Source organism: Geobacter psychrophilus (genome assembly GCF_056821595.1).
Window position 1 is genome coordinate 4,054,477 of record NZ_JBXDTU010000004.1, and the last position, 25,914, is coordinate 4,080,390.

The following is a 25,914-nucleotide window of genomic DNA, read 5'->3' on the forward strand; positions in this document are numbered from 1 at the left end:
TGTGGCTTTGTGTGAGTAGACAGGTACTTAACAATGAGCGATATCCACAGCCAGAAAATTCTGATCCTCGATTTCGGTTCCCAATACACCCAGTTGATTGCCCGCCGGGTCCGCGAAACGCATGTGTATTGTGAACTGCATCCCTTTGACATGACGATGGATGCCATCCGCGCATTTGCACCCAGCGGGATAATCCTGTCGGGCGGCCCGAAGTCGGTCTATGAACCGGATGCACCCTCAGTTGCCGAGGAGCTGTTTGAACTGGGGGTGCCGGTGCTGGGAATCTGCTACGGTATGCAGCTCATGAGCCGCCACTTCGGAGGCGAGGTCGTGGCGGCAGGCAAGCGCGAGTTCGGCCATGCCGACCTGTTGGCAAGCTCTCAACCGGGACCGCTTTTTGACGGTTTTTTCATTGAAGGAAAAAGCCCGGTCTGGATGAGCCATGGCGACCATGTATCCAAGATACCGGTCGGGTTTGAGAGCGTGGCCGAGACTGCCAATGCACCGGTCTGTGCAATTCAGGATGTCAAACGAAAGCTGTACGGTGTGCAGTTTCACCCCGAGGTGAATCATACCCCGCGGGGTGAGATGCTGATCGAATCCTTTGTCCGCAAGGTATGCGGCTGCAGCGGACAATGGACCCCGGGTCAGATCATAGAAGATGCGATTGAGCGTATCCGGCGCCAGGTCGGCAATGACCAGGTCATCCTCGGGCTCTCGGGAGGCGTCGATTCTTCTGTCGCGGCGGCACTGATCCATCGTGCCATCGGTGACCAGCTGACCTGCGTCTTTGTCGATAACGGACTGCTGCGCCTGGCGGAAGGGGATCAGGTTATGGCAACCTTTGCCGAAAACCTGGGGGTCAAGGTTATCCGGGTTGATGCGGAAGAGCGCTTCCTGTCTGCCCTGGCCGGTGAGAGCGATCCGGAAAAGAAACGCAAGATCATTGGCGGACTGTTCGTCGATATCTTTGAAGAAGAATCAAAGCGCATCAAGGATGCCAACTGGCTGGCCCAGGGCACCATCTATCCGGACGTGATCGAGTCGGCTGGTGCCAAGACCGGCAAGGCCCACAACATTAAGAGTCACCACAATGTGGGCGGTCTGCCGGAGTATATGAAGCTGAAACTGCTGGAACCGCTACGCGAGCTGTTCAAGGACGAGGTGCGTGCCATCGGTGAAGAGTTGGGATTGCCGCACCAGATGGTCTGGCGTCATCCGTTTCCCGGTCCCGGGCTGGGAGTGCGCATTCTGGGTGAGGTCAAAAAGGAGTATGCCGACATCCTGCGCCGGGCGGATGCCATCTACATCGAAGAGCTCTACGCATCCGGCCATTATGAAAAGATCAGTCAGGCTTTTGCCGTCTTTCTGCCGGTCAAGAGCGTCGGCGTCATGGGTGATGGCCGTACCTATGAGTACGTGGTCGCGCTGCGGGCTGTTGAAACCAAGGATTTCATGACGGCCGGATGGTATCCGATGCCCTATGACGACCTGGCCCGCATCAGCGGCAGGATCATCAATGAAGTCAAAGGCATCAATCGCGTCGTGTATGATATCTCCAGCAAGCCGCCTGCCACCATTGAATGGGAATAAATGAAGAAAAATAACTGCCCTGAAAGTGCAGTTATTTTTATGTGTGGTATACCTTTAACCAGTGTTGAGTTGCGGGCATATCGTCTGAGCAATTCACGCGAGTATCAATCAGGCTGTTTGCGTAAAGCATCATATTTTCACATGCCAAAAGGAGCAGAAGCATGAATGCACCAACTCGGTACTACGATGACTCGGTTAAAGGATTCATCACCTGGAGCATCATCTGGGGCACGATTTCGGTATTGGTCGGAATCCTGATCTCACTGCAACTGGCCTGGCCGCAATTGAATGTTGCTCCGTATCTGACCTACGGCCGCTTACGGCCGATTCATACCAATGCCGGCATCTTCGGATGGGGCATCGGCAGTTTTATCGGCCTGTTCTTCTACATCACCCAGCGCCTGACCCGAACGCAACTCTGGAGTCCCGGATTGGCCAGGGTGACACTCTGGCTGTTCAACATCGGAATCGCATCTGCTGCCGTGACCCTGGCCATGGGAATCAATCGCACCAAGGAATACGCTGAGCTGGAATGGCCGCTGGCAATTGTCGTAGCCATTATCTGGGTGCTGTTTTCGATCAATGTCTTCATGACCATACTCAAGCGCAAGGAAGAGCAGATGTACATCTCGCTCTGGTATATCATGGCGGCCCTGGTCGGGGTAACGGTCCTGTATGTCATCAACAATCTGGGCATGCCGCTGCATTTATTCAAATCCTATCCCATATTTGCCGGCACCAATGACGCCAATGTGCAGTGGTGGTACGGCCACAACGCCGTTGCCATGGTGCTGACGGCTCCGCCGCTGGCAATCTTTTATTATTTTCTGCCGAAGGTGACCGGTAATCCGATCTTCAGCCACCGCATGGGCATTATCGCTTTCTGGAGCCTGATCTTCATGTACCTCTGGACCGGCGCCCATCATCTGCTCTGGACTCCGGTACCGGACTGGATCCAGACCTTGGCCATGGCCTTTTCGATTATGCTGATTGCCCCTTCCTGGGGGGCGGTGATGAATGGATATCTGACCATGAACGGTCAATGGGAGCAGATCAAGACCAATTACCTGGTCAAATTCCTGATCTGCGGCATCACCTTTTATGGTTTGCAGACCCTGCAGGGGCCGATGCAGGCGGTTCGATCCTTTTCTGCCTTCATCCACTATACCGACTGGGTACCGGGGCATGTTCACATGGGAACGCTGGGCTGGGTCTCCATGGTGCTGTATGCAGCGATCTACTACGTTACAACCACAACCCATGAAACTGAAATCTATAGCGAGAAACTGGCTGATATCCACTTCTGGCTGGCATTGATTGGTCAGCTGATGTATTCCGTCACCATGTGGATCGCCGGCGTGCAGCAGGGCAGTATGCTCCTGGCAACCAATCCGGACGGTACTCTGCATTACAGCTTTATGGAAACGATGATTGCCATCTTCCCCTACTACAAGTTGCGGGCTGTCAGCGGCTTCATCTTTCTGGCCGGTCTGCTGGTCTTCATCTACAACCTCTACAAAACGGTTGAAAAGGGGAAAGCACTTTCTTCCCGTACGTCGCAGGCCTGACCTAAATCCAAACCAGACGAGGACGATGCCATGCTGGAAAAGAATCCCGTTATCTTCATAATTCTGGCCTTTGTCGTGATCATGATCGGCACCACGGTAACCATGATTGCACCATTCAAGTGGATCAACGGTCCCGGTGACCGGATAGCCGAGGTGAAGCCCTATACCCCTCTGCAGCAGGAAGGGCGTGATATCTATATGCGTGAAGGATGCAACAACTGCCACTCCCAGACCGTGCGTACCCTGGCGGCGGATGTTGAGCGTTACGGTAACGGCGGAAGCTACTCGAAATCGGGAGAGTTCGTTTATGACCGGCCGCACCTGTGGGGATCGCGCCGCACCGGACCCGACCTGGCCCGCATCGGTCTGAAGTATCCTGATCCCAAGGGGGCCTGGCACCTCAAGCACATGGAAAATCCGCAGTCAGTGGTTCCGGCCTCCAATATGCCGGCCTATGCCTTTCTGAATGTACCGCTTGATACAGCCTACTCCGAACGAAAGATGAAACTTCTCAAATTCCCTTACACCCAGGCAGACCTGGATGAACTCAAGGGCAAGACTGAAATGGATGCCATCATCGCCTATATGCGCAAGCTGGGCACCGATATTCCGGTCAAAAAGATGGAGGCACCGGTGCAGCAGATCCCAATTGCCCGGACAAATCCATTCACTGATCTGAAGAACATCAAGGCGGACGCACTTTCAATCTATGCCAAGGATTGTGCTTCCTGCCACGGTGACAAACGCCAGGGGGGGCTTGGTCCGGTTCTGACCGGCTCGGCCAAATCAGATGCGGAGCTGTTCGCCGCCATCTCCAAAGGGATAGAGGCCAACGGCATGCCGGCCTTTGGTGGTTCACTGGACGAGCAGAAGATCTGGAAGCTGGTTACCCTCATCAAGCTGGGCAAACAGGATGATTGATGCCCGGCTCATTTTTCTGCTGCTGACGACGTTGCTGCTGGCGATATTGTCAGCCATCGCTGTCGTAACCCTCAGAAAAAATCGTAAGCACAAGCTTGAAGAGCCCAAGTACCGGATGCTCAAGGACGACTAATTATTCACAAGGAGCAGATGATGTCAGAACAGCATGAATATGATGGCATTAAATATCGTGAAGAGAAAAGCTCCCCGGGCATTTTTCGTATTCTTTTTGCCGTGCTTGTCGTATGGGGCGTTATTTTCACGGGGTATTACCTGTTTAGCGGCTGGAGTTCCCAGTCCGAGGCCGATGCAGCCAGAAAAGCACTTGCAGATAAAAAGCAGGTAGCGCACAAAGTTGTTGAGGCTACCGCGGCCGGTCAGCAGGGTAGCGGGCACAAGGTTGAAGCATACGTTGCGGCCGGTAAGCAGCTGTACGCCAAACATTGTGCCGCCTGTCATGGTGAATACGGCAAGGGAACCGTTGGACCGGATCTGACCGCTTCAAAATACAGATACGGCAAGGCGCGCCTCGATATAGCCAAGAGTATTTCAGAAGGCCGGCCGGGCGGCATGCCGGCTTTTAACGGCCAGATCAACCCCGAACAGGTTGAAAGCCTGGTTGAGTATCTTCTGTCCCTGAAATAGATCGGAAACAACAAAACACGCGCAGGGGGAATAGATTGTGAGTGCCATATCATTTGAAGAAATCATGTTTACCATCATGTCAGCCACTCAGGACACCTTTAAAAGCTACATGAACATCGATCTGCTGGCTGGTCATGTGGAAAAACGGGTTGATCCGGTGGACTCGGATGTGACCGGCATCGTCGGTGTTGCAGGGGATCGGGTAGGGTATATCATAATCGCTACTGACAAGAAGAGTGCCCAGTGCGTTGCCAAGGAACTGCTCATGGTCGATGAGGCGGATGATGAATGTATCCGTGATGCAGTGGGGGAATTGACCAACAATATTGCCGGAGTCTTTAAAACCAGGTATCACGAACAGTACGGCAGTGTTGCCCTTGGTCTCCCTTTGGTTGTTTCCGGCCAACTGCGTACTGTCTCCGATCCGCCCGACCCCAATGAAAAATCCAGCATCAATGTCCAGTGCAAAGGTGTGACAATACCCTTTACGACCGCTGATGGCAGCATTTCCATCAAGGTCATGGTGTATATGTAGTCGGCAGTGCTTTCAATTGATGCGATCCTGTTCACATTTTCTGATCTGTGCCGTTTGCGTTCTGTTATTGTCAGGATGCGGCACTGTTGCAACATCACAGTGGCGAAATGATGCCCGGTCTCGATTTACTACGGCTCTTTCAGCCGGAGCTGATGAATTTGCACCGGATGAAACCGACAATATCCGCCAGACAATTTCACTTGCAGACCGCTATTATGACCATGAGATGACAGCGGATGCCGATCGTCTCTATCAGCTCTCCAGCCAGAAGTGTCAACTCCTTTATCGAAATCTCGTTCTGAGAAAAGTTGCGGCCGCTGGTACAAACGCGCGTGAGGTCGAGCAGGGCCTGCAGGCAGTTGGAGATAACATTGCCGGGGAACGAATCCGTTTGGAAGAGTCGCTGCGCATATCGCCACCAGCGGTTGAACAGTTGCCCCGGAGCTCGGAACGCAGACCAACGCCCGTTCGAAAAAAGAAACGGTCCAGGTCTGAGTTGACGAATTCTGCCGTACCGATTGATATGCCGCATCGTACCAACTCAACTGAAACAACCATTTATCTGACCTTTGACGACGGCCCTTCACATCTGACACTGCCAATTGCTGGATTTCTCAAGTCAGAGGGCATTCCGGCCACGTTCTTTGTGCTCGGCAGCAATATCAAAGGTCGCGAGAAGGCCATCACAGCCACCTTAAACATGGGTCATCGCGTGGGTAATCACACGGAGTCTCATAATCTGAAAAAACTGAGAGCTTCCCTTGTTACCGATGCAAGTGAAGTAAAGCGTACCGGCACCATGATCGAGCGTCTGGGTGGCGATGGCAGGATGGTACGGATTCCCTATGGGGCATCCGGTAAAACCATTGTTTCACAGGTTGCTTCCGAAGGGGCGCAGATATTTGACTGGGACATCAACAGCAATGATTCAACGCTGCGGGGTGTCAGGGATCACCTGTTTATTGAAAAAACGGTATTAAACCGGTTGAACAGGAACTCAAAGAAGCATGTGATCCTCCTGTTTCATGACGGGGCCGGGCACGAAGCCACTCTGACGGCACTGCGGGATCTGGTCCCCCGGTTGAAGCGGGAAGGCTACCGTTTTGGCTTGCTTACCCGGAGCGAAAAAGTGGCACACTCAACTGAAAGCAGGCCAGCGAATCAATGAACGATATACTGAACCAATACGGTACACTGCTTGAAGAGGTGGATCAGTGGTTTGAAACCTGTGTAGCTCGGCATTCAGATGCGATCGCCTGCCACCATGGCTGCTCGGAGTGTTGTCGGGGATTGTTTGATATCACCCTGCTGGATGCCCTCTATCTCAAGAAAGGTTTTGATCAGCTTCCGGCTGCTGTGCAGCAGGCAGTTCAGGTGAAAGCGGCAGGCCGTCTTGATTACCTTGCAACGCATTGGCCGGATTTCACCCGTCCCTGGATACTTAATCATATCCCTGAGGAGCAGTGGGACACGATGATGCCGGAGGAGGACGAGACCCCCTGTCCACTGCTCTCCGATCAGGGTGCCTGTCTGGTATATGCGCATCGGCCGATGACCTGTCGGTTAAATGGAATTCCCATGATTGATACGAACGGAGAGGGTTTGTTTGATGAATGGTGCAGCCTGAATTTCGTCGAAATTGATCCGATCAGGTTAGAGGATATCAGGCATCCATTCAATGAACTGTTTACCCAGGAGTTGCTCCTGTTCCAGGAGCTGACGCGCAGAATTTTTGGTTCGGCGGTAAGTGAGCTGGATACGATCATTCCGGCATCAGTTTTTCTTGATGAAAAAAATCTCAGGCAGATCCGCTTGCCGGAATGTCACGACACCGGGGACAGACAGGGCCTACGCGAGCTTGCTACTTAGTCCACGGCAACAACAAAGCAGCCATTGAATCCCTTGCTTCCATACTGTTCCTGAGCCATCTGGGCAACCCGCAATGAAGTGAAGCGACCTAATCTGACCCGGTAGTATTGAGTCCCGCCTACAACAGCTTCCTGTACGTCAGTCGTACCGAATTTTCGTTTGAGCTCATCCGCGTATCGGTAGGCATTGGCTTTTATAGTGAATGCGCCGACCTGGAGAGAAAACGTGCCGGAATCATAACTTGGCAGCGGACGGTAGGACAGGGTGCCTCCCGCTCCATTGGTCCTGTAGCCGAGTGCCGTGACCTTGACCGGGGCCACCCCTTCCCGGAGTATTCCCAGACGGCCAGCCGCGGCATCGGATAGATCAATGATCCGGTCTTTGACGAATGGCCCGCGATCATTGATACGCACGACAACTTCACTGCCGGTGCCTTTATGCTGAACCCTCACATAGACACCCATGGGGAGAGTTTTGTGGGCGGCGGTCAAGGCATTCTTGTCAAAGGTTTCGCCGTTGCTGGTCCTGCGGCCGTGGAATTCCTGGCCATAGGAACTGGCGATGCCTTCCTGTTCAAAGCCCTCGTGACTGGCGAGAGGTTCGTAGCGTTTTCCATCCACAACGTAAGGTTTTTGTGCAGGTTTTTGACGCACCGTCTGCTGCTCCGCTGGCGGGTATGCCCTCTGGTATGTGGTGCATGACGAGATCAGTGCTGCTGTGCACATCAGAATGCATAGCCGTAGGTAATTACTGTGGGAGACGTTGATTGAATGTTTAGACATGGAATAAGACATACCTAACTAGTTTTCTTGTAGTTGTGACATTGGTGGCATTCGGTGGGGCCGGTACCTATCTCCCGGTGACATCCTTTACAGAAATAATGGGCAATGCGGGGATTGTCGAATCGCGATAATACCTTTTTTCTGGTTGGCTGATTTGAACGATGACAGAGAATACAGTCGCTTTCCTTGAATTTCTTCGAATGGATTGAATGATTAAAGATTACCTCACCTTTCTCATTGGGAAAGATAATGAGGTTGTTCTTGACCGGTATGTTGCGCTCAAGGATGCCGGTTGAGTGTGACAAAGCAATTGTACTGAGGGTAAGGAGTAGGAATCCTGAAATTATAACGGTACGGCGGATATGCACTGAACAGGTCCTCCTTAATGAGGTCATTATATATAATTCTATTTTGGTAAACTGTAAATGTTTTAGTGAACCGGTCAGGGAGGATTAATGCTTGACGATTGAGGCCATTTGAATATATATAAAGAGACATGCCGGAGTGGTGAAATGGTAGACACAGCAGACTCAAAATCTGCCGGGGGCAACCCCATGTTGGTTCGAGTCCGACCTTCGGTACCATAGACAAATAAAAGGCTTTGCAGGTTATTCTGCAAAGCCTTTTTCATGTCTTTTTTCGAAATGAAGTGATAAATGTTATTCAATCTTTGCCGGTTCGCAGAGATTGTCGGGGCAGTTTGCCTCGCCGCCGCAGGTGAAGCAGTAAAACTTCGGGTCACTGGTTATCCTGGAAATTTCATCATGCATTCCATTGCTGCGCAGCATACAGAGATGTCCGTGATGATCGGCACCACATCTGCATTTTTTCTGATTGTCCATAGTGTACGCCCCCTCTCGTTATTGCGATATAACCTGGTAAAAGTGTTCCCTTTTTAGCATGAATTGTGATAAAAAGAAATGTTTACAGCCTCGTGTATTTGTTTTGAAAGGAAGACTCCTCGTGACTTTCTCCCCAAAATCCATCTTGGTTACCGGCGGGGCTGGTTTTATCGGCTCCAATTTCATTCATTCCTACATTGCCAACAACCCTGGCTGCAGGGTTATAAACCTTGATGTGTTGACATATGCCGGCAACCTGAAAAATCTTACAGCAGTTGCCAACAACCCGCAGTACCAATTTGTAAAGGGTGATATCGGTGATGCTAGTCTGGTTGCTGGAATTCTCGCAAGGGAAAAGGTGGATGCGGTCGTTCATTTTGCCGCTGAATCCCATGTGGATCGCTCCATCACCGGCCCGGAAATCTTCGTGCGTACCAATGTTCTCGGAACGCAGGTTTTGTTGGAAGAGAGTCGCAGGCATTGGCAGTCCGGTGTTGTGGCGGATTTCCGATTTTTCCAGATTTCCACCGATGAGGTATATGGCAGTCTGGGAGCAACCGGTTACTTTACCGAAGAAACACCGCTGGCAGCCAACTCCCCCTATTCGGCCAGCAAGGCCGGGGCTGATCTTCTGGTTCGTGCCTATCACGAGACCTTTGGCATGCCGACGCTCAACACCCGCTGTTCCAACAACTACGGTCCCTATCATTTCCCCGAGAAGCTGATTCCCTTAATGATTCACAATATTATCAATAAAAGGCCGTTGCCGGTCTATGGTGACGGCCTGAACGTCCGCGACTGGCTGCATGTGCGCGATCATGCTACAGCCATTGAGGTTGTTCTGAAAACGGCGCAACCCGGGTCGGTATATAATATTGGCGGAAACAACGAATGGAAGAACATTGACATCGTCAACCTGGTCTGCGATCTGCTCGACGCGCGTCTCGGCCGGGCGCCGGGAGAAAACCGGGGGCTGATTACCTTTGTCAAAGACCGTCCCGGCCACGATCGGCGCTATGCTATTGATGCCTCACGCCTCAAGCAGGATCTGGGCTGGGAGCCGGCTTATACCTTCGAAAGTGGCATTGCCGAAACCATCGATTGGTATCTGGCGCATCAGGAGTGGGTGGAGGATGTCACTTCCGGAGCATATCTCACCTATTATGAAAATCAATATGGAGGTCGGCCATGATACTGGTAGTAGGTGCCAATGGCATGCTGGGGCGCGACATGATGGCCCTCATCGGTGATGCTGCCCGTGGTGTGGATATTGATGAGATCGATATCACCTCACTGGAATCTACAATGCGGATTCTCAAAACCTTGAAGCCGAAAACCGTCATCAATTGCGCGGCTTACACCGATGTGGATGGGTGTGAGAGCAATGCTGAGCTGGCCATGCAGGTCAATGGCGAAGGGGTGGCGCATCTTGCCATGGCAACCCGCGAGATCGGTGCCCGCCTGGTTCATGTCAGCACCGACTATGTCTTTGATGGCAGCAAGGGCAGCCCGTATGTTGAAGATGATGCCCCCTGCCCATTGGGTGTCTACGGTCAATCCAAGCTGGCCGGCGAGATGAATGCCGCCTTCAATCCCGATCACCTGATTGTCCGCACCCAGTGGCTCTACGGATTGCATGGCAAGAATTTCGTAGAGACCATGCTGCGTCTGGCCAAAGAAAAGGATGAGCTTGCGGTTGTTGACGACCAGATCGGTTCGCCGACCTGGACAGTCGATCTGGCCCATGCCATTCTGGCACTTTTGAAAACCGGTCAGCGTGGCATCTATCATGCTGCCAATTCCGGGTTCTGCTCGTGGAATGGCTTTTCAAAGGCTATTTTTGAAGAAGCCGGTCTGTCGGTACTCGTCAAGGGCATGACGACTGAAGAACTGAATCGTCCGGCCCGTCGTCCACTGTATTCAACGCTGGATTGCAGCAAGCTGGAACGTGATTCCGGTTTTCAGCCCCAGGCATGGCGAGCAGCTCTCAAAACTTACCTGCACCTCAGAAACAACAATAGCTAAGGGAGACACAATGGAACGAGGAGAACGCCCGTGGGGCTCATATCTGGTGCTTGATGAGAGCAGCAGTTATAAGATTAAACGCATAGAAGTGCTGTCAGGACAGCGTCTTTCGCTGCAGAAACATCACCATCGCAGTGAACACTGGATCGTTGTTTCGGGCACTGCGCTGGTAACCTGCGGGGATCAACAGCAGATAGTCAATGTCAATGAATCAACCTTTATTCCGATCGGCCAGAACCACCGTCTGGAGAACCCCGGTAAAATCCCGCTTGTTATCATAGAGGTACAGAGTGGTGAATATCTGGGTGAGGATGATATTGTCCGTTTTGATGACGATTATAACCGCACTAATGTAAACTCTGATGATGTTTGACAGGGTGCGGTACTGTTCTTTTATAAGGGTATCGTATCTGTACATCCTGCTTCTGGTGTTACTGAGTACCGGTTGTGCCAATACCTCGACCACAATCCTGGACGAGGAGGTTGTGACGAATCTGAAGCCCATGGCTACGTATAAATCACTGATTATTCATGATTTTGAACTCAGGAACGAGGTGTTTACCGACACACCGGAAGCCCGCATGAGTGAAAGAGAACGCCGCTATGCCCAAATTCCGACTGTGCTGGCAGAAAATATTGAGCGCTACGTCAAGGCCCGCCATACCTATCAGAACGTGTCCCGTACTGCACAACCGTCTGCAACCTCACTTGTCTTGAAGGGAAAGTTCACCAGGGTGGGGCGTTTCAGAATTTCGATAGTTGCGATGTTATATGATGGCGACAACGGTCACGAAGTTGCCTATTTTCGTCAAACCCTGTGGGATGTCCTTGATACGACCGGGGCGGTCAACCTGCTCGGGCGTGACATTGCGGACTTTATTGACCGGATTCAGTACAAGTAACGGAGAAATCGATATGTATATTGTAATATTAGCCGGTGGTTCCGGAACCAGATTCTGGCCGTTGTCCCGGGCTGCTCTTCCCAAGCAACTCATCTCCATCACCGGGGACCGGACCATGCTCCAGCGGACTGTGGAGCGGGTTCTACCCCTCAAGCCGAAGCGTATACTTATTATTACCAATAAGATTCAGGCCGAGGAAACGGAACGACAGCTGGCGCATTACCGTAAAATCCCCATAGATGTCATTGCCGAGCCATTGGCCAGAAATACGGCTCCCGCGATTGGACTGGCCGCAACGATTATAGCCGCATACGATCCCAATGGCGTCATGGTCGTACTGCCCGCCGACCATTTTATCAAGGATGAAGAAGCACTGCGTCAGACTCTGCTGCATGCGGCCCATGCCGCGCGCAACGGATATCTTGTAACGCTGGGTATCATGCCTTCCCGACCTGAAACCGGGTATGGTTATATCGAAGCTGATATGGACCTCCGTGGTACGGGGCCTTTCCCGGTCCGCCGTTTTGTCGAAAAACCACCCTTGGCCGAGGCCATCACCTATCTGGAAGAAGGAAATTTCTTCTGGAACAGTGGCATGTTCATCTGGCGAGCGGATACGATCATGCTGGAGATCGGCGCATATCTACCCGGATTGGCAGCTGATCTTTCCACAATCACATTTAACGGTGATGTCTGGGAATTGTCTGACCTGGAAGAGCAGATTGAATCAGTATACGCTTCCGTGGAAAGTGTTTCTATCGACGTCGGTGTCATGGAAAAGTCGTCCAGGGTGCAGGTCGTTCCGGTGGAGATGGGCTGGAGTGATGTGGGTAGTTGGAGTTCATTGCCGGAGGTGGTTGAGCCGGATGACTCGGGAACGGTCTGTATCAATACAATCGGACATGTCTCCCTGGATTCAAGCGGATGCGTGATCTATGCCGATGCCAGGGTTGTAGCAACGATCGGCGTTCATAACCTGATCATCGTATCGACCCCGGATGCCCTCTTGGTGTGCGATAATTCCCGGGCCCAGGACGTCAAGAAGGTCGTGGAAGAGTTTGGCAAGAGGGGAACTACCTCCGTTCTGTAGGTAGGATTGGTATGCTTGCTGCTGTGCATGCCATTTTTTTGTCAGCATTGTCAACGTTCGTATCATATGTGGTTGACTATTGGTGCGTTTGATAGTGTATTTTGCATAGTTCGGCAGATACCATCATCGTAACCACACGTATCCTGTTTATCAGGGTTTTGGGAGAGTGCATGAGTACCTCTATTCACGAAGAACTCGAACAGATACGATGCAGTGGTTTATACCGTTCCACCCGTATGATCAGCGGAAAACAGGCGGCACATGTCGAGATGAACGGGCGCGACGTGCTGCTGTTATGTTCAAACAACTACCTGGGGCTGGCTGACCACCCTGACCTGATCAGGGCATCTGTTGCGGCGGCGGAGCGCTATGGCACGTCAAGTTCAGCATCACGTCTTGTGTCGGGTACCATGGATCTTCATGAACAGTTGGAGGCAGAAGTAGCGGCGTTTAAAGAGACAGAGGCCGCTTTGGTATTTAATAGCGGTTATGCTGCCAACACCGGAATCATCTCTGCGCTGGCCGGGCGTGGCGATGTAATCTTTTCAGACCGGCTCAATCATGCCAGTATTATTGATGGTGCACTTCTTTCAGGCGCCCGCCTTGTACGTTACCCCCATAATGACCATGCGGCCTTGTCCCTTCTGCTGAAAAAGCATCGCGGGGTTGGGCGTGCAATGATTGTAACCGACGGTGTTTTCAGTATGGACGGTGACATCGCACCATTGCAGGAACTGGCAGATCTGAAAAAGAAATTCGGTGCCCTGTTGATGGTTGATGATGCCCATGGCAGCGGAGTGCTGGGGGAGCAGGGCAAAGGTACTGCTGAGCTTCTCCGGGTGTCTGGAGATATTGATATCAACATGGGTACCTTCGGAAAGGCTCTGGGCAGCTTCGGCGCTTATGCTGCAGTTTCTGTCAAGGTGCGGGAGTTGCTGATCAACCGTGCCCGCAGTTTCATTTTTTCGACTTCATTGCCTCCTTCAGTGTTGGCGGCCTCGCTGGCTGCCATCAAGGTAGTCCGGTCAGATGAAGGAAATTGTCTGCGCGAACGGCTCACAACCAATGCAGAACAATTCCGATCTCTGCTGAGGCAGGCAGGTTTTACGCTACCGGATGGGATGACCCAGATCATTCCGGTTATGACCGGGAGCGCGGAAACGACGATGCGTTTCTCAGAGCTGCTGCTTGAAGAAGGCATTTTTGCCCAGGGGATCCGTCCACCGACAGTTCCTGCCGGATTGTGCCGTTTGCGCTGCACGGTTATGTCAACCCATAGCAGTCTGGATCTGGAATGGGCTGCTGAACGGTTCATAGCCATCGGCAGGAAATTGGGTGTGATCTGATGCCGTGGTTTGAAAATGCTGCAGGAAACCGCCTGTGGTATGAGGAACATGGGTCTGGTGCACCGGTTGTTTTTATACATGGCTGGTGCATGTCATCCGCAGTGTGGGATCTCCAGCGGGAGGGACTGTCGGTTTCGTCTCGAATCATTACGCTCGATCTGCCGGGGCACGGCAATTCACCGCCGAATTCGGATTCCTTTCATCTGTCTGGCTGTGCTGCAGATATTGCCGGGTTGCTTGAATATCTTGATATTCACGATGTCATACTTGCCGGTTGGTCGCTTGGTGCTTTTATAGCGATAGAGGCATTTCAGCTCTGCAAAGAACGCTTATCCGGCCTGGTATTGATCTCAGGTACTCCCAAGTTCGTTCAGTCGGATGATTTTCCCTATGGGTTGATGCGGGGGGAAGCTGATGGCATGGCCAATAAGGTTCGTCGCAGTTTACAGCGTGCCCTGAAAGGGTTTGTCGCTCGAATGTTTGCATTCGGGGAGATACAGTCTGATCGTGTTAACGAAATATTGTCATCCGTTCAAGCACCGACCCCAGAGGTTGCCCTGAGTGCATTAGAGGCGCTGGTTGAGGCCGATATGCGTGATCGCCTGACATCCATAAACTGTCCGACTCTGGTTATGTACGGTGATTCTGATGTCATTTGTTTGCCGAAGGCCTCGGAATCCATGGCCAGGCAGATTCCGATGTCACTCCCGGTTATATTTTCCGGCTGCGGACATGTGCCGTTTCTCACGCAGAGCAGAAAATTCAATGCGTGTCTAAACGAATTTAAGGGGAGAGTGAGTAGTGGCGGTGAGTATCGACAAAAGTAGGGTAGGCCGATCATTTCATAAACAGGCTGCGGAATATGACCGGCATGCTTCGGTTCAGAAGCGGGTTGTGCAGCGTTTGATCTCGCTTGTAACCAGTCATGTTTCCGAAGTTCCGGCGACAGTTCTTGATATCGGCTGCGGAACCGGTCATCTGCTTTCCGCGCTGCAACAGCAGTATCCTCTATCCAGGCTGTATGGTCTCGACCTTGCCTACAACATGTCCCGGTGTGCATCGGAGCGCCTTGGCGCAGAGGCTCGGTTTGTAAATGCGGACGCCGAGTTTCTACCATTCAGGAATGCTGCTTTTGATCTGCTGGTTTCATCCTCAACATTGCAGTGGCTTGATAATCTGAATGTTTTTTTTCAGGAGGCACGTCGAGTCACTCATGCTGATGGATTGGTGTGTGCAGCCTTTTTTGGTGGCCGAACCTTATGCGAGTTGCGTGACTGTTTTCGAGATGTGGTGGAACGGCGCACAGGTTGCTGCAGCGGCTACGAAGACAAGCTGCACCGCTTCATGGGCAGGGCAGACGTGGAACAAGCCCTGCAGCGGGTAGATTTTGACAAGGCGATGGTTTTGAGTGAGATTGAAACTGAGTACTATAGCGATGTCCACGATCTGCTTCGATCAATCAAGCGAATCGGAGCCGGAACTACGGTTCAGGGAAACAGCCAGGGTGGCTTGGGATGGCGGGGGATACTTAACGAAACATCCCGATTATATTGCGAACGATACGGTTGTGATGGAAAGATTCCTGCAACCTACGAGGTTGTGTATGTTGTTGCACGCTGTCGCTGTATGGTTTAATCCAGTGAGGAAATGAGCTTTTTAGCAAGAGGACTTATAACACTGTAATGCACTTCAACTCCATCACGTTTACCTTCAATGATACCCTTGTGCTTGAGCAGAGCAAGATGCTGGGAGACGGTTGCCTGAGGCAATCCAAGGCACTCCCAGATATGTTTCACATTGCACTCGCGCGTACAAAGCCCCGCAACAATCTTGAGTCGAATCGGGTGACCAAGAACCTTTAATACTTCAGCCTCTGATACGAATTGTCTGTCTTTATTGAATTCCATAACATGACCCTTTGTTTTTTAATAAAATATATATATAGATTTCTTTGCCGTCAATATAAAACGCGATGATGAAACATTGTTATGTTTCTCAAGTTTTGATTGGTTGAGTACGGTAGAGGCTGCTATCGGCGTTTTTCTGTCAGAAAGTAACTTTCTTAACGCATGTATCCAGTTTATCAGGTTGCGGAAAGATTGTTGCGGCAAAGTGACAGGCTGAAGCATGACCGTTTGCCCGTTCTATAAGTGGTGGCGTATCTTTTTTGCAGATTTCAGCCGCATAACGGCAGCGTGGATGAAACCGACAGCCGGAAGGAATTGCCAAGGGCGAAGGCAGGTCGTCTGTCAGGATGATGGACGTCTTCCGAGTCGCTGTACTCATCCTTGGAATGGCGGCAATCAAGGCCTCGGTGTAGGGGTGCTGGCATTGACTGAAGAGGTCTGCTGCAGGAGCATACTCGACAATTATGCCGAGGTACATGATCATCACCTTGTCACAAATGTGACGAAGGACGGACAGATTGTGAGAGATCATGATCAGGGAAAGATCGAAGTCCATTTTCATCTCCTGCAGGAGATTGATGATCTGGGCCTGGATCGAGATGTCAAGGGACGAAACAGGTTCGTCGGCAATAAGGATACGTGGTGATGCAGCCAGTGCACGGGCAATACCTATGCGTTGTCGCTGGCCTCCGGAAAATTCATCGGGAAAACGTTGCGCCAGTTCCGGGTTCAAGCCGACGGTTTTCATAAGCGTTGCAACTGACATGCGATTGTCTGACGTTGAGGAGCCCGATATTGTGAGCGGTTCTGCAATGATGTCGCCGATCCGCATGCGCGGATTGAGAGAAGAAAACGGATCCTGGAAAATCATCTGGGTAGTGCGGCGAAATACGCTGTAATCCTGTGCAGAAAGCGACGTAAGTGGGGAACCCTGATAGAGGACTTCGCCATGATCCGGGTGAATCAATCCGGCCAGAATTTTCCCGAGGGTCGATTTTCCACAGCCCGATTCTCCTGCAATTCCCAGTGACTCGCCTTTGGCGAGTTCAAGGCACACATCATCGACTGCCGTCAGAAGCGCACCTTTTGCTGTCGGAGATGTGAGTTTAAACTGCTTTTGCAGATGAACTGCCTGGAGAATGGATGTCGATTTAAGTGTCATAGCCAGCATCTCACATTGTGACCAGGTGACACCTCTCGCATGGCCGGCAGTTCCTGACGGCATGCGGATTGTGCAACGGGACAGCGATCGCAAAAACCGCAGCCCGGAAGGATTGAATGCAGGCCGGGAGCTTGTCCCGGAATGGTGGTCAGTGGTTTGCCCGGCTCTGAATTTTGCGGCAGCGACGCAAGCAGGGCCAGGGTGTAGGGATGTCGCGGGTTGTCGAAAAGATCGCGGGTAGGGGCTTCTTCCACAACACGACCTGCGTACATGACATAGGTATGATCGGACTGTTCCGCCACGATGCCAAGATCGTGGGTAATCAGTAGAATTCCCATGTTGGATGATTGCCTGAAGGTATCAATAAGTTCCAGAATCTGGGCCTGGATAGTGACATCCAGGGCAGTGGTCGGCTCGTCGGCAATCAACAGGGCAGGGTTGCAGGCCAGGGCCATGGCAATCATTATCCGCTGACGCATGCCGCCGCTCAACTGGTGGGGATAATCACGCATACGGTCGCCAGCGGAGGGAATGCCGACCTGCTGGAGCAGTTCGATGCTTCGCTCGGTTGCGTCACTTCGTGATAGTTTTCGATGGAGCATAAACGGCTCAGAGACCTGATCTCCGATACGCAATACCGGATTAAGCGAGGTCATCGGCTCCTGAAAAACCATGGATATCCGGCTGCCTCTGATCGCCCGCATTTCATTGTCGGAAAGAGCAAGCAGATCTGTATCGCCAAGCCTGATGGAACCGGATGTAACCAGACCCGGGGGAGGTACAAGACGCAAGACCGAGAGCGCGGTCATGGATTTTCCCGATCCCGATTCACCGACCAGGGCGACAGTACAGCCAGTATCAATTGAGAGACTGACTCCGTTCACCGCCCGGGTGATACCATGTGGACCACTGAAACAGGTGTGTAAATCTGTAATGGAAAGCAGGTGGGGCACAGCGTCCTCGTCAGTGTTGTTAAGGTCAGGCGTAGCCGATGGTATCAATCATCATAGGCGGCATTGCTGTGAATCTTGAGCGGAAGAATGATCCATCTTCAATCACCTGTGAAAACACATCGACAATGGCCGGGTCGAACTGTGTACCAGCATGTTCATGCAGTTCGCTGACAGCGCTATCCAGTGGAAGGGCCTTGCGGTATGGACGGTCAGAGGTCATGGCATCGAAGGAATCGGCAACGGCCAGGATGCGTGCTTCAAGCAAGAGATCATCCTTCTTGATGCGGTTCGGGTACCCCATGCCGTCGTACCTTTCGTGATGTTGCCCGATGCAGACACGTACGTCATGAAGAAATTCAATTGGTTCGAGAATGTGCATTCCGATGGTAGGATGCTGTTGTAATTCTCTGATATCTTTGGGGGTGAGCTTGCCTTCCTTGTGCAGCAGGCTTAAATCAATACCTATTTTGCCAATGTCGTGCAAAATAGCGGCGCGTTCGAGAATCTGCATCCGATCAGCGGACAGGCTCAGCCGGCGGCCGATTTCCATGCAGTATCGGGTTACACGTTCAGAGTGACCTTTTGTATAGCTGTCACTGGCCTCAATTGCAGAAACAAGGGCCTGGATTGTGTTGAGATAGGTCTGCTGCTGCTCATCATATAAGGTCGCATTCTTAATAGCTATCGCCGCCTGGGCAGCAATAGTGCTGAGCATTTCCATTTCATCCGAACCGAATTGTGAGTCGTCAATCTTGTTTACAACACTGATGGTTCCAATGATTTCATCCTTTACCAATAATGGGGCACAGATCAGAGATTTGCGTTCATACCCCAGATCGCTGAAGCGATCGAATTGCGGCATCAGGTTGATGTCTGATATCAAAATGGGTTGCCGGTTTTTGATAACCCAGGTTGAAACACTGGACTCCTTCATAGGGATCGCTGTTTTAGGGGCGAGCAGTTTTCCGCTCCCGATCAGATTTGTGACATTCAAGCATTTGTTTTCTGAATCATAAAGGATGATATACCCGATGGTTGCCTTTAGTGTCGTTGTTGTTGTGCGCACTATCAAATTGAACAAGCGGTCGATATCCATGGTTGAGTTGATCGCGAGACCGATTTTGTAGATCGTGGATAACCGCTCAACCGCCCGGCCAAGATTCAGATTTTTCTGTTCGAGTTCACTGGCCAGGTCGGTGATGGTATAGTTTGCATGTTCGATCTCTTCGATGCGTTCTTCCAGAGAAATGTTAAGATTTTCAATCTCTTTTAGTTGTTCTTCAAGTTTCAGGTTCATCAGATGTGTTTCATGGTGATGAGCAAGCTTTTCTTCTGCCCGAGTCAGTTCACGTTCATGTGTGATCGTGGTCGAGATCAACTCTTTAAGTTTACTGGTCATCAGGTTGAAGTGATTTGAAAGCAGTGTGAGCTCGTTGCTGCTGGTGATGTTGGTAGTTGCAGAAAAATCGCCGGATTCTACTTTCCGCATTGACGTGATCAACTGGTTGATGGGGTGGTCGACGTACAGCATCAAAAAGATGAATAGAGCGCCAATGATCAGAATTATGATCAGAAATGCAGAAAGAATGGCGGTATGTTGTTCTTTTTTGATGAATTGAACGTGTTGTGAAAGAGACAGTTCCGTTTCCAGATATCCTAGCGATTGTGTCGCCGGGTGGCAGCCGTGACATTCAGCCCCGAGAGGTATGCGTGAGTACGAATCAAAGACATCATTATCGTTGGAAAAGTAGAACCTGTCTTTGGTATTACTGGCAAGCGCTTTGCGTTCATCTGGTGAGAGCGGGTGGCCAATTTGTGTTCTATCGGCTGAGTGGAGCACCATCCCGTTGTTGTCAACAATCCTGAGAGCCTTTATGTAGTCGTGGGATTTAACGCGGTAGAGTATGTCGTCAACCTCGGTCGCATGTCCGAGTTTCATGGCTGTATGGATACTCGTAAGAATACTTTCAGTCAGAACGATCGCGTTCTGTTGTGCGATTTCTTCCAGCATCTCCTTTTGGTGCGTGAAATTGAGCCATGACGAGATACCAATCGTCACAACAACAATGACAGCTACCAGGCCGACAATTTTAATTTTCAGAGAATTAATCACAGCTTCTTTCCCGGAATAGTTCATATAAATGTACGCTGAATAACGAAGTTACGCGTTGCTGCCTTTTGTTGTGAAATATACTGAAACATCACATGAAACTTGAATAGACAGATGTTTTGGCGTCCTGATGCTGTCAAAGCACATTTTAGTCAGGTTCCATGAAGAGCCAGCAATAGCGCCCGGTTCTTGCTACGTTATCACATAATACATAAAAAAATTACTTTTGACGCATAAAATATACAGTAATTGTGCCAAGTTAGCAATTTGTATGCATTAATGAGTTGCTTGATGGCGCGAACGCCGAGATTCCATGCAAAAAAAATTGACGCCGGTCTGAATTTGTGTTTGTATCATCGGGATTTGAGACTATTTGTTATACGCATATTCCTGATAGGGTTTTTAATCAGCCTGTTGCAACTTGTCGCCTACCATGACGTCACTGATGCTGCTTTACCTGATGAATCAATCCGGGTCGCCATTTTAAAAAATGCATCGATTGTCACCGTGGATGGTGAGGGTGTCATTGCAACGCGAGAAAACGGTGATGCCGTGGCAATCAGCCCGCCAGTCCTGGTACGGCCCGGCAGAAACGGTGTTGTCGTAAATGGTTCACTTTACCAGCGCATAACATTTTCTGCAGCATCGGCTATCCTTGTTAATGGAAAACCTTATCGGGGAACAGCAGAAACATCTCTTGGTGAAAAAGGTGTCCTGGTTGTTAACGAACTGGCGCTGGAAGATTACCTTGTTGGGCTGATCAATTGTGAAATATCATCTGCCTGGCCTATTGAGGCGGTTAAAGCGCAGGCGGTCATTGCACGGACCTATGCCCTGAATCGAAAGGAAGCCCGCCGGGCATCTTTGTTCCATCTCGAGTCATCAGTAATCGATCAAGTCTATGATGGGTGCGAAATAGAGGATAATCGGGCGCGTCGCGCTGTTTCCGATACCGCGGGAGAGGTTCTTACCCACGAGGGTTCGATTATTCAAGCATTTTATCATTCCAATTGTGGAGGCCGGACAGAGTCCGCCGAAAATGTTTGGGGTGGACGACTTTCCTATCTTATGGGTGTCGATTGTGCCTACTGCCTCTTGACTCCGTCCACTGCGTGGGAACAAAAGATTCCAGTACGGGACATTGAGGAAAGACTGAAAAGTGCCGGACATAAGGTGTCGGGTGTTACTGATATTCGTCTCGGGCCGCGCAACAGTCGTGGACGACTGAAAAACATTGTGATTTTATCGTCGCGTGGTGAGATATCGCTGACAGGGGATCAGTTCCGTAAAGCCGTTGGCTATGGTGTCATAAAAAGCACCAATTTCACACTGAAGATCGTACATGGTGAGGCTCTCGTAACAGGTCTCGGTAACGGGCACGGGGTGGGGTTATGCCAATGGGGTGCCAAGCAGCGGGCGCTTGATGGTTTCGGTTATGCCGAAATACTTTCGTATTATTATCCCGGCACAGTACTTACAAAGTTCTCTGACATTCGATAAAGCGGTGTTACTACATGCTCGTTAAAGATTTTGATTATGTTCTCCCGCCGGAGTTGATTGCGCGTTACCCTGCAGCGGAGCGGGATGCATCACGACTGATGCTCCTTGATCGCGCCTCACAGAATGTCTCCGAGGATCAGTTTAAAAACCTGGCAGCACATATTGAGCCGGGTGACCTTCTGGTAATGAATGATACGCGGGTCATGCCTGCCCGACTTTTTGGTAACAAGGCTTCCGGCGGCAAGGTAGAAATATTTCTTGTTCGCCGTGACGCAAGTCCCCTGGAACGCTGGCATTGCCTTCTGCGCTCATCGAAAAAGTTTCGGGAGGGTCAGGCAATCCTCCTTGCAAATGGAATGAATGCGACGGTATGCAGCCGCTCAGCTGACGAATCATGGCTGATTGAATTTTCCGGACCTGAGCCTTTCGATATCTGGCTTGAGCGGGAAGGCCACATTCCTCTGCCGCCGTATCTGCAGCGTGCGGATGATGTGGGAGATCGTGAACGCTACCAGACGGTTTATTCCAAGAGCTCCGGGGCTGTAGCAGCGCCAACTGCCGGGCTTCACTTCACGCGGGAGTTGCTGGCTGAACTTGAGGCAAAAGGAATTAGAACTGCTTATCTGACGTTGCACACAGGATTGGGTACCTTTCTGCCGGTTCGGGCAGAGCGCGTGGAAGACCATCGAATTCATACCGAACGATTTCACATCCCTGTTGCAACGGCGGATGCAATCCGTTCAACGAGGGCCGGGGGAGGCCGGGTAATTGCTGTCGGCACCACTACCACCCGAACCCTGGAATATGCCGCCGATTGTGATGGAAATGTCGCGGCAGGGGATGGCGAGGTTGATATTTTCATATATCCCGGATACACCTTCCGGGTAGTAGATGCATTGATCACCAATTTCCATCTTCCAGAATCGACATTACTCATGCTGGTTTCTGCGTTTGCAGGAAGTGAGTATATCCGGGAGTCCTATTGTGAAGCGATCCGGCGAAAATTCAGGTTCTACAGCTACGGCGATGCCATGCTGATTGTGTGAGAGGCCGTGTGTCAGATACTTTTGCTGTAATCCATAAGGATGCTTCGTGTGAGGCTCGTCTCGGTTCTTTGAAAACGCTCCATGGCAGTATTGAGACCCCGATCTTTATGCCGGTCGGAACCAATGCCACTGTCAAGGCCATGACCCCTGAAGACCTGCTGGCGGTTAATGCCCAGATAATTCTGGCTAATACCTATCATCTGTATCTTCGCCCCGGCCACCGTTTGATTGAAAGCATGGGTGGTCTGCATCGCTTCATGAACTGGGACCGCCCGATCCTCACCGACAGTGGAGGGTTTCAGGTGTTCAGTCTGGGCGAATTGCGCAAGATCAGCGAAGAAGGGGTCAAATTTCAGTCCCACCTGGATGGTTCGTACCATTTTCTGACACCTGAGCTTTCGATACAGATTCAACAGTCGCTGGGTGCCGACATCATCATGTGTTTTGATGAATGTCCGCCGGCAACTGCAGATTACGAGTATGTCAGTCGTTCACTCGACATGACTACCCGTTGGGCTGTGCGCTCCAAAGAGACGCTTAATCGGGAAGGCCAGCAGCTCTTCGGCATAATACAAGGGGGTATGCATTACGACCTCCGCGCCCGCAGTCTGGCAGATATCTGTTCGATCGGTTTTGACGGTTACGCCCTGGGCGGACTTTCGGTGGGTGAAGAAAAGGAGCAGATGTACGGGGTCATGGAGTGCTGTTCTTCTTTGATGCCCCAGGATTCCCCGCGCTACATCATGGGGATTGGCGCACCAGAAGACCTGATAGAAGCGGTCTGGCACGGCTACGACATGTTTGATTGCGTCATGCCGACCCGCAACGCCCGCAATGGCATGCTCTTTACCAGCCAGGGGCGGATCAATATCAAAGCCAAGGTGTATGAGCAGGATAGCGGCCCGCTTGATCCCGAATGTTGCTGTCATGTGTGCCGGAGCTATTCGCGCGCCTATCTTCGCCATCTGTACCGGGCCGGGGAAATTCTGGCATCGCATTTGAACACGTATCATAATCTGTATTATTTTCTCGATCTCATGCGAAGGGTGCGTGAAGCTATCAAGGACAATCGCTTTACTGAATTTCGTAAGGATTTTATTGTAAGTCAGTCACATAATCAGAGTGTTAAAGGAGGGTAGTTACATGTTTGGATTAGCTTTTGCAATGGGTGGGGCTCCTGGTGGTGCTGCCGGACCGGCCGGAGGAATGGCGGCTTTTCAGCAGGTTATTCCACTGGTGTTCATGTTTGCCATTTTCTATTTTCTGCTGATTCGTCCCCAGCAGAAAAAGGCCAAAGAGCACAAGGCTCTCCTTGAGGCTGTAAAAAAAGGTGACAATGTTATAACTGCCGGCGGAGTGCATGGTAAAGTAACTTCAGTTGACGACAGCATCGTAACACTTGAGATTGCCACGGGCGTCAACATCAAGATCACAAAAAGCTATATTGCAGCTGTAAAGAAAGACTAGTACCCGATATATTGATATTTTAGATTGAAGGGAGAATAAGCTCCATGCCTAATGGAACTGGCTGGCGTATCAGCTTGATAGGAATTTTTGTCCTACTGTCTTTTTTCTACCTGACGCCGACTCTGGTAACGACTTTACCATCGTGGTGGAAGGGTCCTCTACCCAAAGACAAGATTCATCTCGGTCTTGACCTGCAGGGAGGCACACATCTTGTGCTTGAGGTTGACACGCAGAAAGCGGTTGAGGGAACTCTGGACATTGTTGCAACCGACCTGGAAGATACTTTGAACGGCAAAAACCTGCGTTTTAAACGTATTGCCCGGACCGGGTCCGACAAGGTCTCGGTTGTTCTGTACGAAAAAGGAACGGCCGAAACCGTTCAAAAACTGCTGAAAGACAAGTATCCGGGGTATGATCAGAGTCCGGCTCATGATGAAGGTGGCTTCGTTGCGCTTGAATTGCGGATTAATGACAAGGATTCCCAGGACCGTAAGGATAAATCTGTTCAGCAGGCCCTGGAAACCATCCGCAACAGGATTGACCAGTTTGGTGTTTCTGAGCCGACTATTCAGCGTGAAGGCATCAACCATATCGTTGTTCAGTTGCCTGGCATCAAAGATCCGCAGCGGGCTATTGATCTGATCGGCAAGACCGCTCGCCTGGAATTCAAAATGGTGCGTGAGGATATCCCTCCCACGTCTGCCAGTATCCCCGAGGATGCCGAACTCCTCAAGGAGCGCATTGTTGACCAGACCACCGGATCTGTCAACGAGGTTCCCTATGTAATTCAGAGAAAACCTTTGATCACCGGTGACCTGCTGACCGACGCCCAGGTGCGCATCGATTCACAGTTCAATCAGCCGTATGTGGCCATCGAGTTCAACTCTCTGGGTGCCAAGTTGTTTGATCAGGCGACTGCTGCCAATGTGGGCAAGCGTTTTGCGATTGTACTGGATAACAATATCTATTCAGCACCGGTTATACGTGAGCGCATCTCGGGCGGAAGTGCCCAGATCTCCGGGAGCTTTACCGAGAAGACCGCTGCTGACCTGGCTATCATCCTGCGTGCCGGAGCATTGCCGGCACCGGTCAAGATCATCCAGAACGTAACTGTTGGACCATCCCTCGGCCAGGATTCGATCAACAAGGGGCTGTATGCCGGATTGATCGGAATCTTACTCGTTATAGTATTTATGACGATTTACTACAAACTGTCCGGACTGGTAGCCAACTGGGGAATGGTTCTGAATGTGGTGTATCTGATGGGCGCTCTTTCGGCTCTGGGCGCTACCCTGACCCTGCCCGGAATTGCTGCCATCGTGCTTCTGGTTGGTATGTCGGTTGACTCCAACGTGCTCATATTTGAACGGGTCCGGGAAGAACTCAAACTGGGCAAGACTCCCAAAGCGGCCTTAGATGCAGGATACGACAAAGCATTCATGACCATCATGGATTCACATATCACCACACTGATTACTGCAGCAGTGCTGTTCCAGTTCGGTACCGGACCGGTCAAAGGTTTTGCCGTTTCTCTCAGTCTGGGTGTTATGATCAATCTGTTTACCTCGCTGATCGGCACCAAGGTTATTTTTGATCTGGTCCTTCACAGAGGCAACATTAAGAAAATGAGCATATAGGGGGAGCACCGTAC

Annotated in this window: 28 protein-coding genes and 1 tRNA gene; 23 read left to right on the plus strand and 6 right to left on the minus strand. The window is 51.1% G+C overall.

Annotated elements, in window-relative coordinates:
* Positions 1 to 33 precede the first annotated feature (33 nt).
* The 9 genes from guaA to ACOCF6_RS21440 are packed head-to-tail and all read left to right on the plus strand — an operon-like array spanning position 34 to position 7,131.
* Positions 34 to 1,593 (plus strand): glutamine-hydrolyzing GMP synthase, encoded by a 1,560-nt coding sequence (gene guaA, locus ACOCF6_RS21400; protein ID WP_482462354.1) that lies wholly within the window; start codon positions 34 to 36, stop codon positions 1,591 to 1,593.
* A complete protein-coding gene (locus ACOCF6_RS21405) occupies positions 1,594 to 1,758 on the plus strand; it encodes a hypothetical protein (RefSeq protein ID WP_482462355.1) in 165 nt (54 codons plus the stop codon).
* Positions 1,755 to 3,161, plus strand: a complete 1,407-nt coding sequence (locus ACOCF6_RS21410) for a cbb3-type cytochrome c oxidase subunit I (protein ID WP_482462356.1) — start codon at positions 1,755 to 1,757, stop codon at positions 3,159 to 3,161. The genes ACOCF6_RS21405 and ACOCF6_RS21410 overlap by 4 nt, the downstream gene beginning before the upstream one ends.
* A 30-nt stretch (positions 3,162 to 3,191) precedes the next feature.
* On the plus strand, positions 3,192 to 4,082 hold the full coding sequence (locus ACOCF6_RS21415) for a cbb3-type cytochrome c oxidase subunit II (protein ID WP_482462357.1): 891 nt from the start codon (positions 3,192 to 3,194) through the stop codon (positions 4,080 to 4,082).
* Positions 4,075 to 4,215, plus strand: coding sequence for a hypothetical protein (locus ACOCF6_RS21420; RefSeq protein ID WP_482462358.1), 141 nt, complete (start codon positions 4,075 to 4,077; stop codon positions 4,213 to 4,215). The genes ACOCF6_RS21415 and ACOCF6_RS21420 overlap by 8 nt, the downstream gene beginning before the upstream one ends.
* A gap of 20 nt (positions 4,216 to 4,235) precedes the next feature.
* The gene (locus ACOCF6_RS21425) at positions 4,236 to 4,727 is read left to right on the plus strand and encodes a c-type cytochrome (RefSeq protein ID WP_482462359.1); all 492 of its coding nucleotides are present in this window, start codon (positions 4,236 to 4,238) and stop codon (positions 4,725 to 4,727) included.
* 37 nt (positions 4,728 to 4,764) lie between these two features.
* A complete protein-coding gene (locus tag ACOCF6_RS21430) occupies positions 4,765 to 5,262 on the plus strand; it encodes a chemotaxis protein CheX (RefSeq protein WP_482462360.1) in 498 nt (165 codons plus the stop codon).
* Between the two features lie 19 nt (positions 5,263 to 5,281).
* A complete protein-coding gene (locus ACOCF6_RS21435) occupies positions 5,282 to 6,430 on the plus strand; it encodes a polysaccharide deacetylase family protein (RefSeq protein ID WP_482462361.1) in 1,149 nt (382 codons plus the stop codon).
* Positions 6,427 to 7,131 (plus strand): YkgJ family cysteine cluster protein, encoded by a 705-nt coding sequence (locus ACOCF6_RS21440; RefSeq protein ID WP_482462362.1) that lies wholly within the window; start codon positions 6,427 to 6,429, stop codon positions 7,129 to 7,131. Before ACOCF6_RS21435 ends, ACOCF6_RS21440 begins: the two co-directional genes overlap by 4 nt.
* Here the strand turns inward: ACOCF6_RS21440 and ACOCF6_RS21445 are convergent.
* Positions 7,128 to 7,784, minus strand: coding sequence for a septal ring lytic transglycosylase RlpA family protein (locus ACOCF6_RS21445; RefSeq protein WP_482462363.1), 657 nt, complete (start codon positions 7,782 to 7,784; stop codon positions 7,128 to 7,130). The two genes, ACOCF6_RS21440 and ACOCF6_RS21445, sit on opposite strands and share 4 nt — an antisense overlap.
* 627 nt (positions 7,785 to 8,411) lie before the next feature.
* On the opposite strand from ACOCF6_RS21445, the gene ACOCF6_RS21450 reads away from it, so the two are divergent.
* Positions 8,412 to 8,497: transfer RNA gene (locus ACOCF6_RS21450), tRNA-Leu, on the plus strand.
* A 75-nt stretch (positions 8,498 to 8,572) separates the two neighbouring features.
* Here ACOCF6_RS21450 and ACOCF6_RS21455 read toward each other — a convergent pair.
* Positions 8,573 to 8,755: a hypothetical protein gene (locus ACOCF6_RS21455; protein WP_482462364.1), complete on the minus strand. Its 183-nt coding sequence runs from the start codon at positions 8,753 to 8,755 to the stop codon at positions 8,573 to 8,575.
* A gap of 121 nt (positions 8,756 to 8,876) precedes the next feature.
* Between ACOCF6_RS21455 and rfbB the strand changes: the two genes are divergently transcribed.
* The 8 genes from rfbB (at position 8,877) to bioC (ending at position 15,753) form a co-directional block, all read left to right on the plus strand.
* Positions 8,877 to 9,947, plus strand: coding sequence for a dTDP-glucose 4,6-dehydratase (gene rfbB / locus ACOCF6_RS21460; protein ID WP_482462365.1), 1,071 nt, complete (start codon positions 8,877 to 8,879; stop codon positions 9,945 to 9,947).
* Entirely contained in the window at positions 9,944 to 10,780 is an 837-nt protein-coding gene (rfbD, locus tag ACOCF6_RS21465; RefSeq protein WP_482462366.1) for a dTDP-4-dehydrorhamnose reductase, read from the plus strand. The genes rfbB and rfbD overlap by 4 nt, the downstream gene beginning before the upstream one ends.
* A gap of 10 nt (positions 10,781 to 10,790) precedes the next feature.
* Positions 10,791 to 11,153, plus strand: a complete 363-nt coding sequence (locus tag ACOCF6_RS21470; protein WP_482462367.1) for a phosphomannose isomerase type II C-terminal cupin domain — start codon at positions 10,791 to 10,793, stop codon at positions 11,151 to 11,153.
* 112 nt (positions 11,154 to 11,265) lie between these two features.
* On the plus strand, positions 11,266 to 11,682 hold the full coding sequence (locus ACOCF6_RS21475) for a hypothetical protein (RefSeq protein WP_482462368.1): 417 nt from the start codon (positions 11,266 to 11,268) through the stop codon (positions 11,680 to 11,682).
* A gap of 13 nt (positions 11,683 to 11,695) precedes the next feature.
* The gene (locus ACOCF6_RS21480) at positions 11,696 to 12,772 is read left to right on the plus strand and encodes a mannose-1-phosphate guanylyltransferase (protein WP_482462369.1); all 1,077 of its coding nucleotides are present in this window, start codon (positions 11,696 to 11,698) and stop codon (positions 12,770 to 12,772) included.
* Between the two features lie 170 nt (positions 12,773 to 12,942).
* Positions 12,943 to 14,118 (plus strand): 8-amino-7-oxononanoate synthase, encoded by a 1,176-nt coding sequence (gene bioF, locus ACOCF6_RS21485; protein WP_482462370.1) that lies wholly within the window; start codon positions 12,943 to 12,945, stop codon positions 14,116 to 14,118.
* Positions 14,118 to 14,945: an alpha/beta fold hydrolase gene (locus ACOCF6_RS21490; protein ID WP_482462371.1), complete on the plus strand. Its 828-nt coding sequence runs from the start codon at positions 14,118 to 14,120 to the stop codon at positions 14,943 to 14,945. The genes bioF and ACOCF6_RS21490 overlap by 1 nt, the downstream gene beginning before the upstream one ends.
* Positions 14,920 to 15,753 (plus strand): malonyl-ACP O-methyltransferase BioC, encoded by an 834-nt coding sequence (gene bioC / locus ACOCF6_RS21495; protein ID WP_482462372.1) that lies wholly within the window; start codon positions 14,920 to 14,922, stop codon positions 15,751 to 15,753. The genes ACOCF6_RS21490 and bioC overlap by 26 nt, the downstream gene beginning before the upstream one ends.
* Here bioC and ACOCF6_RS21500 read toward each other — a convergent pair.
* The 4 genes from ACOCF6_RS21500 to ACOCF6_RS21515 all read right to left on the minus strand — a co-directional run bounded on the left by ACOCF6_RS21500 (position 15,750) and on the right by ACOCF6_RS21515 (position 20,277).
* A complete protein-coding gene (locus ACOCF6_RS21500; protein WP_482462373.1) occupies positions 15,750 to 16,025 on the minus strand; it encodes an ArsR/SmtB family transcription factor in 276 nt (91 codons plus the stop codon). The two genes, bioC and ACOCF6_RS21500, sit on opposite strands and share 4 nt — an antisense overlap.
* A 139-nt stretch (positions 16,026 to 16,164) precedes the next feature.
* The gene (locus ACOCF6_RS21505) at positions 16,165 to 17,187 is read right to left on the minus strand and encodes an ABC transporter ATP-binding protein (RefSeq protein ID WP_482462374.1); all 1,023 of its coding nucleotides are present in this window, start codon (positions 17,185 to 17,187) and stop codon (positions 16,165 to 16,167) included.
* Positions 17,184 to 18,140: an ABC transporter ATP-binding protein gene (locus ACOCF6_RS21510; RefSeq protein ID WP_482462375.1), complete on the minus strand. Its 957-nt coding sequence runs from the start codon at positions 18,138 to 18,140 to the stop codon at positions 17,184 to 17,186. Before ACOCF6_RS21510 ends, ACOCF6_RS21505 begins: the two co-directional genes overlap by 4 nt.
* Positions 18,141 to 18,165: 25 nt before the next feature.
* A complete protein-coding gene (locus ACOCF6_RS21515) occupies positions 18,166 to 20,277 on the minus strand; it encodes an HD domain-containing phosphohydrolase (protein WP_482462376.1) in 2,112 nt (703 codons plus the stop codon).
* 264 nt (positions 20,278 to 20,541) lie between these two features.
* On the opposite strand from ACOCF6_RS21515, the gene ACOCF6_RS21520 reads away from it, so the two are divergent.
* The 5 genes from ACOCF6_RS21520 to secD are packed head-to-tail and all read left to right on the plus strand — an operon-like array spanning position 20,542 to position 25,900.
* Positions 20,542 to 21,750: a SpoIID/LytB domain-containing protein gene (locus tag ACOCF6_RS21520; RefSeq protein WP_482462377.1), complete on the plus strand. Its 1,209-nt coding sequence runs from the start codon at positions 20,542 to 20,544 to the stop codon at positions 21,748 to 21,750.
* A gap of 14 nt (positions 21,751 to 21,764) precedes the next feature.
* Complete coding sequence (queA, locus tag ACOCF6_RS21525) at positions 21,765 to 22,796, plus strand: tRNA preQ1(34) S-adenosylmethionine ribosyltransferase-isomerase QueA (RefSeq protein ID WP_482462378.1); 1,032 nt, start codon at positions 21,765 to 21,767, stop codon at positions 22,794 to 22,796.
* Between the two features lie 8 nt (positions 22,797 to 22,804).
* A complete protein-coding gene (gene tgt, locus ACOCF6_RS21530) occupies positions 22,805 to 23,935 on the plus strand; it encodes a tRNA guanosine(34) transglycosylase Tgt (RefSeq protein WP_482462379.1) in 1,131 nt (376 codons plus the stop codon).
* Between the two features lie 4 nt (positions 23,936 to 23,939).
* Positions 23,940 to 24,263: a preprotein translocase subunit YajC gene (yajC, locus tag ACOCF6_RS21535; RefSeq protein WP_482462380.1), complete on the plus strand. Its 324-nt coding sequence runs from the start codon at positions 23,940 to 23,942 to the stop codon at positions 24,261 to 24,263.
* 44 nt (positions 24,264 to 24,307) lie between these two features.
* Positions 24,308 to 25,900 carry a protein translocase subunit SecD gene (gene secD, locus ACOCF6_RS21540; protein WP_482462381.1) on the plus strand — a complete coding sequence of 531 codons (1,593 nt, stop codon included), beginning with the start codon at positions 24,308 to 24,310 and terminating at the stop codon, positions 25,898 to 25,900.
* The last annotated feature ends 14 nt before the right edge of the window (positions 25,901 to 25,914 follow it).

Excerpts from the sequence above, each read along its gene's own strand:
- ACOCF6_RS21470 (WP_482462367.1), top strand. The coding sequence starts at position 10,791 with ATGGAACGAGGAGAACGCCCGTGGGGCTCATATCTGGTGCTTGATGAG.
- ACOCF6_RS21435 (WP_482462361.1), top strand. The coding sequence starts at position 5,282 with ATGCGATCCTGTTCACATTTTCTGATCTGTGCCGTTTGCGTTCTGTTA.
- ACOCF6_RS21410 (WP_482462356.1), top strand. The coding sequence starts at position 1,755 with ATGAATGCACCAACTCGGTACTACGATGACTCGGTTAAAGGATTCATC.
- ACOCF6_RS21415 (WP_482462357.1), top strand. The coding sequence starts at position 3,192 with ATGCTGGAAAAGAATCCCGTTATCTTCATAATTCTGGCCTTTGTCGTG.
- yajC (WP_482462380.1), top strand. The coding sequence starts at position 23,940 with ATGTTTGGATTAGCTTTTGCAATGGGTGGGGCTCCTGGTGGTGCTGCC.
- ACOCF6_RS21440 (WP_482462362.1), top strand. The coding sequence starts at position 6,427 with ATGAACGATATACTGAACCAATACGGTACACTGCTTGAAGAGGTGGAT.
- ACOCF6_RS21425 (WP_482462359.1), top strand. The coding sequence starts at position 4,236 with ATGTCAGAACAGCATGAATATGATGGCATTAAATATCGTGAAGAGAAA.
- ACOCF6_RS21420 (WP_482462358.1), top strand. The coding sequence starts at position 4,075 with ATGATTGATGCCCGGCTCATTTTTCTGCTGCTGACGACGTTGCTGCTG.
- secD (WP_482462381.1), top strand. The coding sequence starts at position 24,308 with ATGCCTAATGGAACTGGCTGGCGTATCAGCTTGATAGGAATTTTTGTC.
- ACOCF6_RS21405 (WP_482462355.1), top strand. The coding sequence starts at position 1,594 with ATGAAGAAAAATAACTGCCCTGAAAGTGCAGTTATTTTTATGTGTGGT.
- ACOCF6_RS21515 (WP_482462376.1), bottom strand. The coding sequence starts at position 20,277 with ATGAACTATTCCGGGAAAGAAGCTGTGATTAATTCTCTGAAAATTAAA.
- ACOCF6_RS21520 (WP_482462377.1), top strand. The coding sequence starts at position 20,542 with ATGGCGCGAACGCCGAGATTCCATGCAAAAAAAATTGACGCCGGTCTG.
- ACOCF6_RS21490 (WP_482462371.1), top strand. The coding sequence starts at position 14,118 with ATGCCGTGGTTTGAAAATGCTGCAGGAAACCGCCTGTGGTATGAGGAA.
- ACOCF6_RS21455 (WP_482462364.1), bottom strand. The coding sequence starts at position 8,755 with ATGGACAATCAGAAAAAATGCAGATGTGGTGCCGATCATCACGGACAT.
- ACOCF6_RS21500 (WP_482462373.1), bottom strand. The coding sequence starts at position 16,025 with ATGGAATTCAATAAAGACAGACAATTCGTATCAGAGGCTGAAGTATTA.
- guaA (WP_482462354.1), top strand. The coding sequence starts at position 34 with ATGAGCGATATCCACAGCCAGAAAATTCTGATCCTCGATTTCGGTTCC.
- ACOCF6_RS21505 (WP_482462374.1), bottom strand. The coding sequence starts at position 17,187 with ATGACACTTAAATCGACATCCATTCTCCAGGCAGTTCATCTGCAAAAG.
- rfbD (WP_482462366.1), top strand. The coding sequence starts at position 9,944 with ATGATACTGGTAGTAGGTGCCAATGGCATGCTGGGGCGCGACATGATG.
- ACOCF6_RS21480 (WP_482462369.1), top strand. The coding sequence starts at position 11,696 with ATGTATATTGTAATATTAGCCGGTGGTTCCGGAACCAGATTCTGGCCG.
- bioF (WP_482462370.1), top strand. The coding sequence starts at position 12,943 with ATGAGTACCTCTATTCACGAAGAACTCGAACAGATACGATGCAGTGGT.
- queA (WP_482462378.1), top strand. The coding sequence starts at position 21,765 with ATGCTCGTTAAAGATTTTGATTATGTTCTCCCGCCGGAGTTGATTGCG.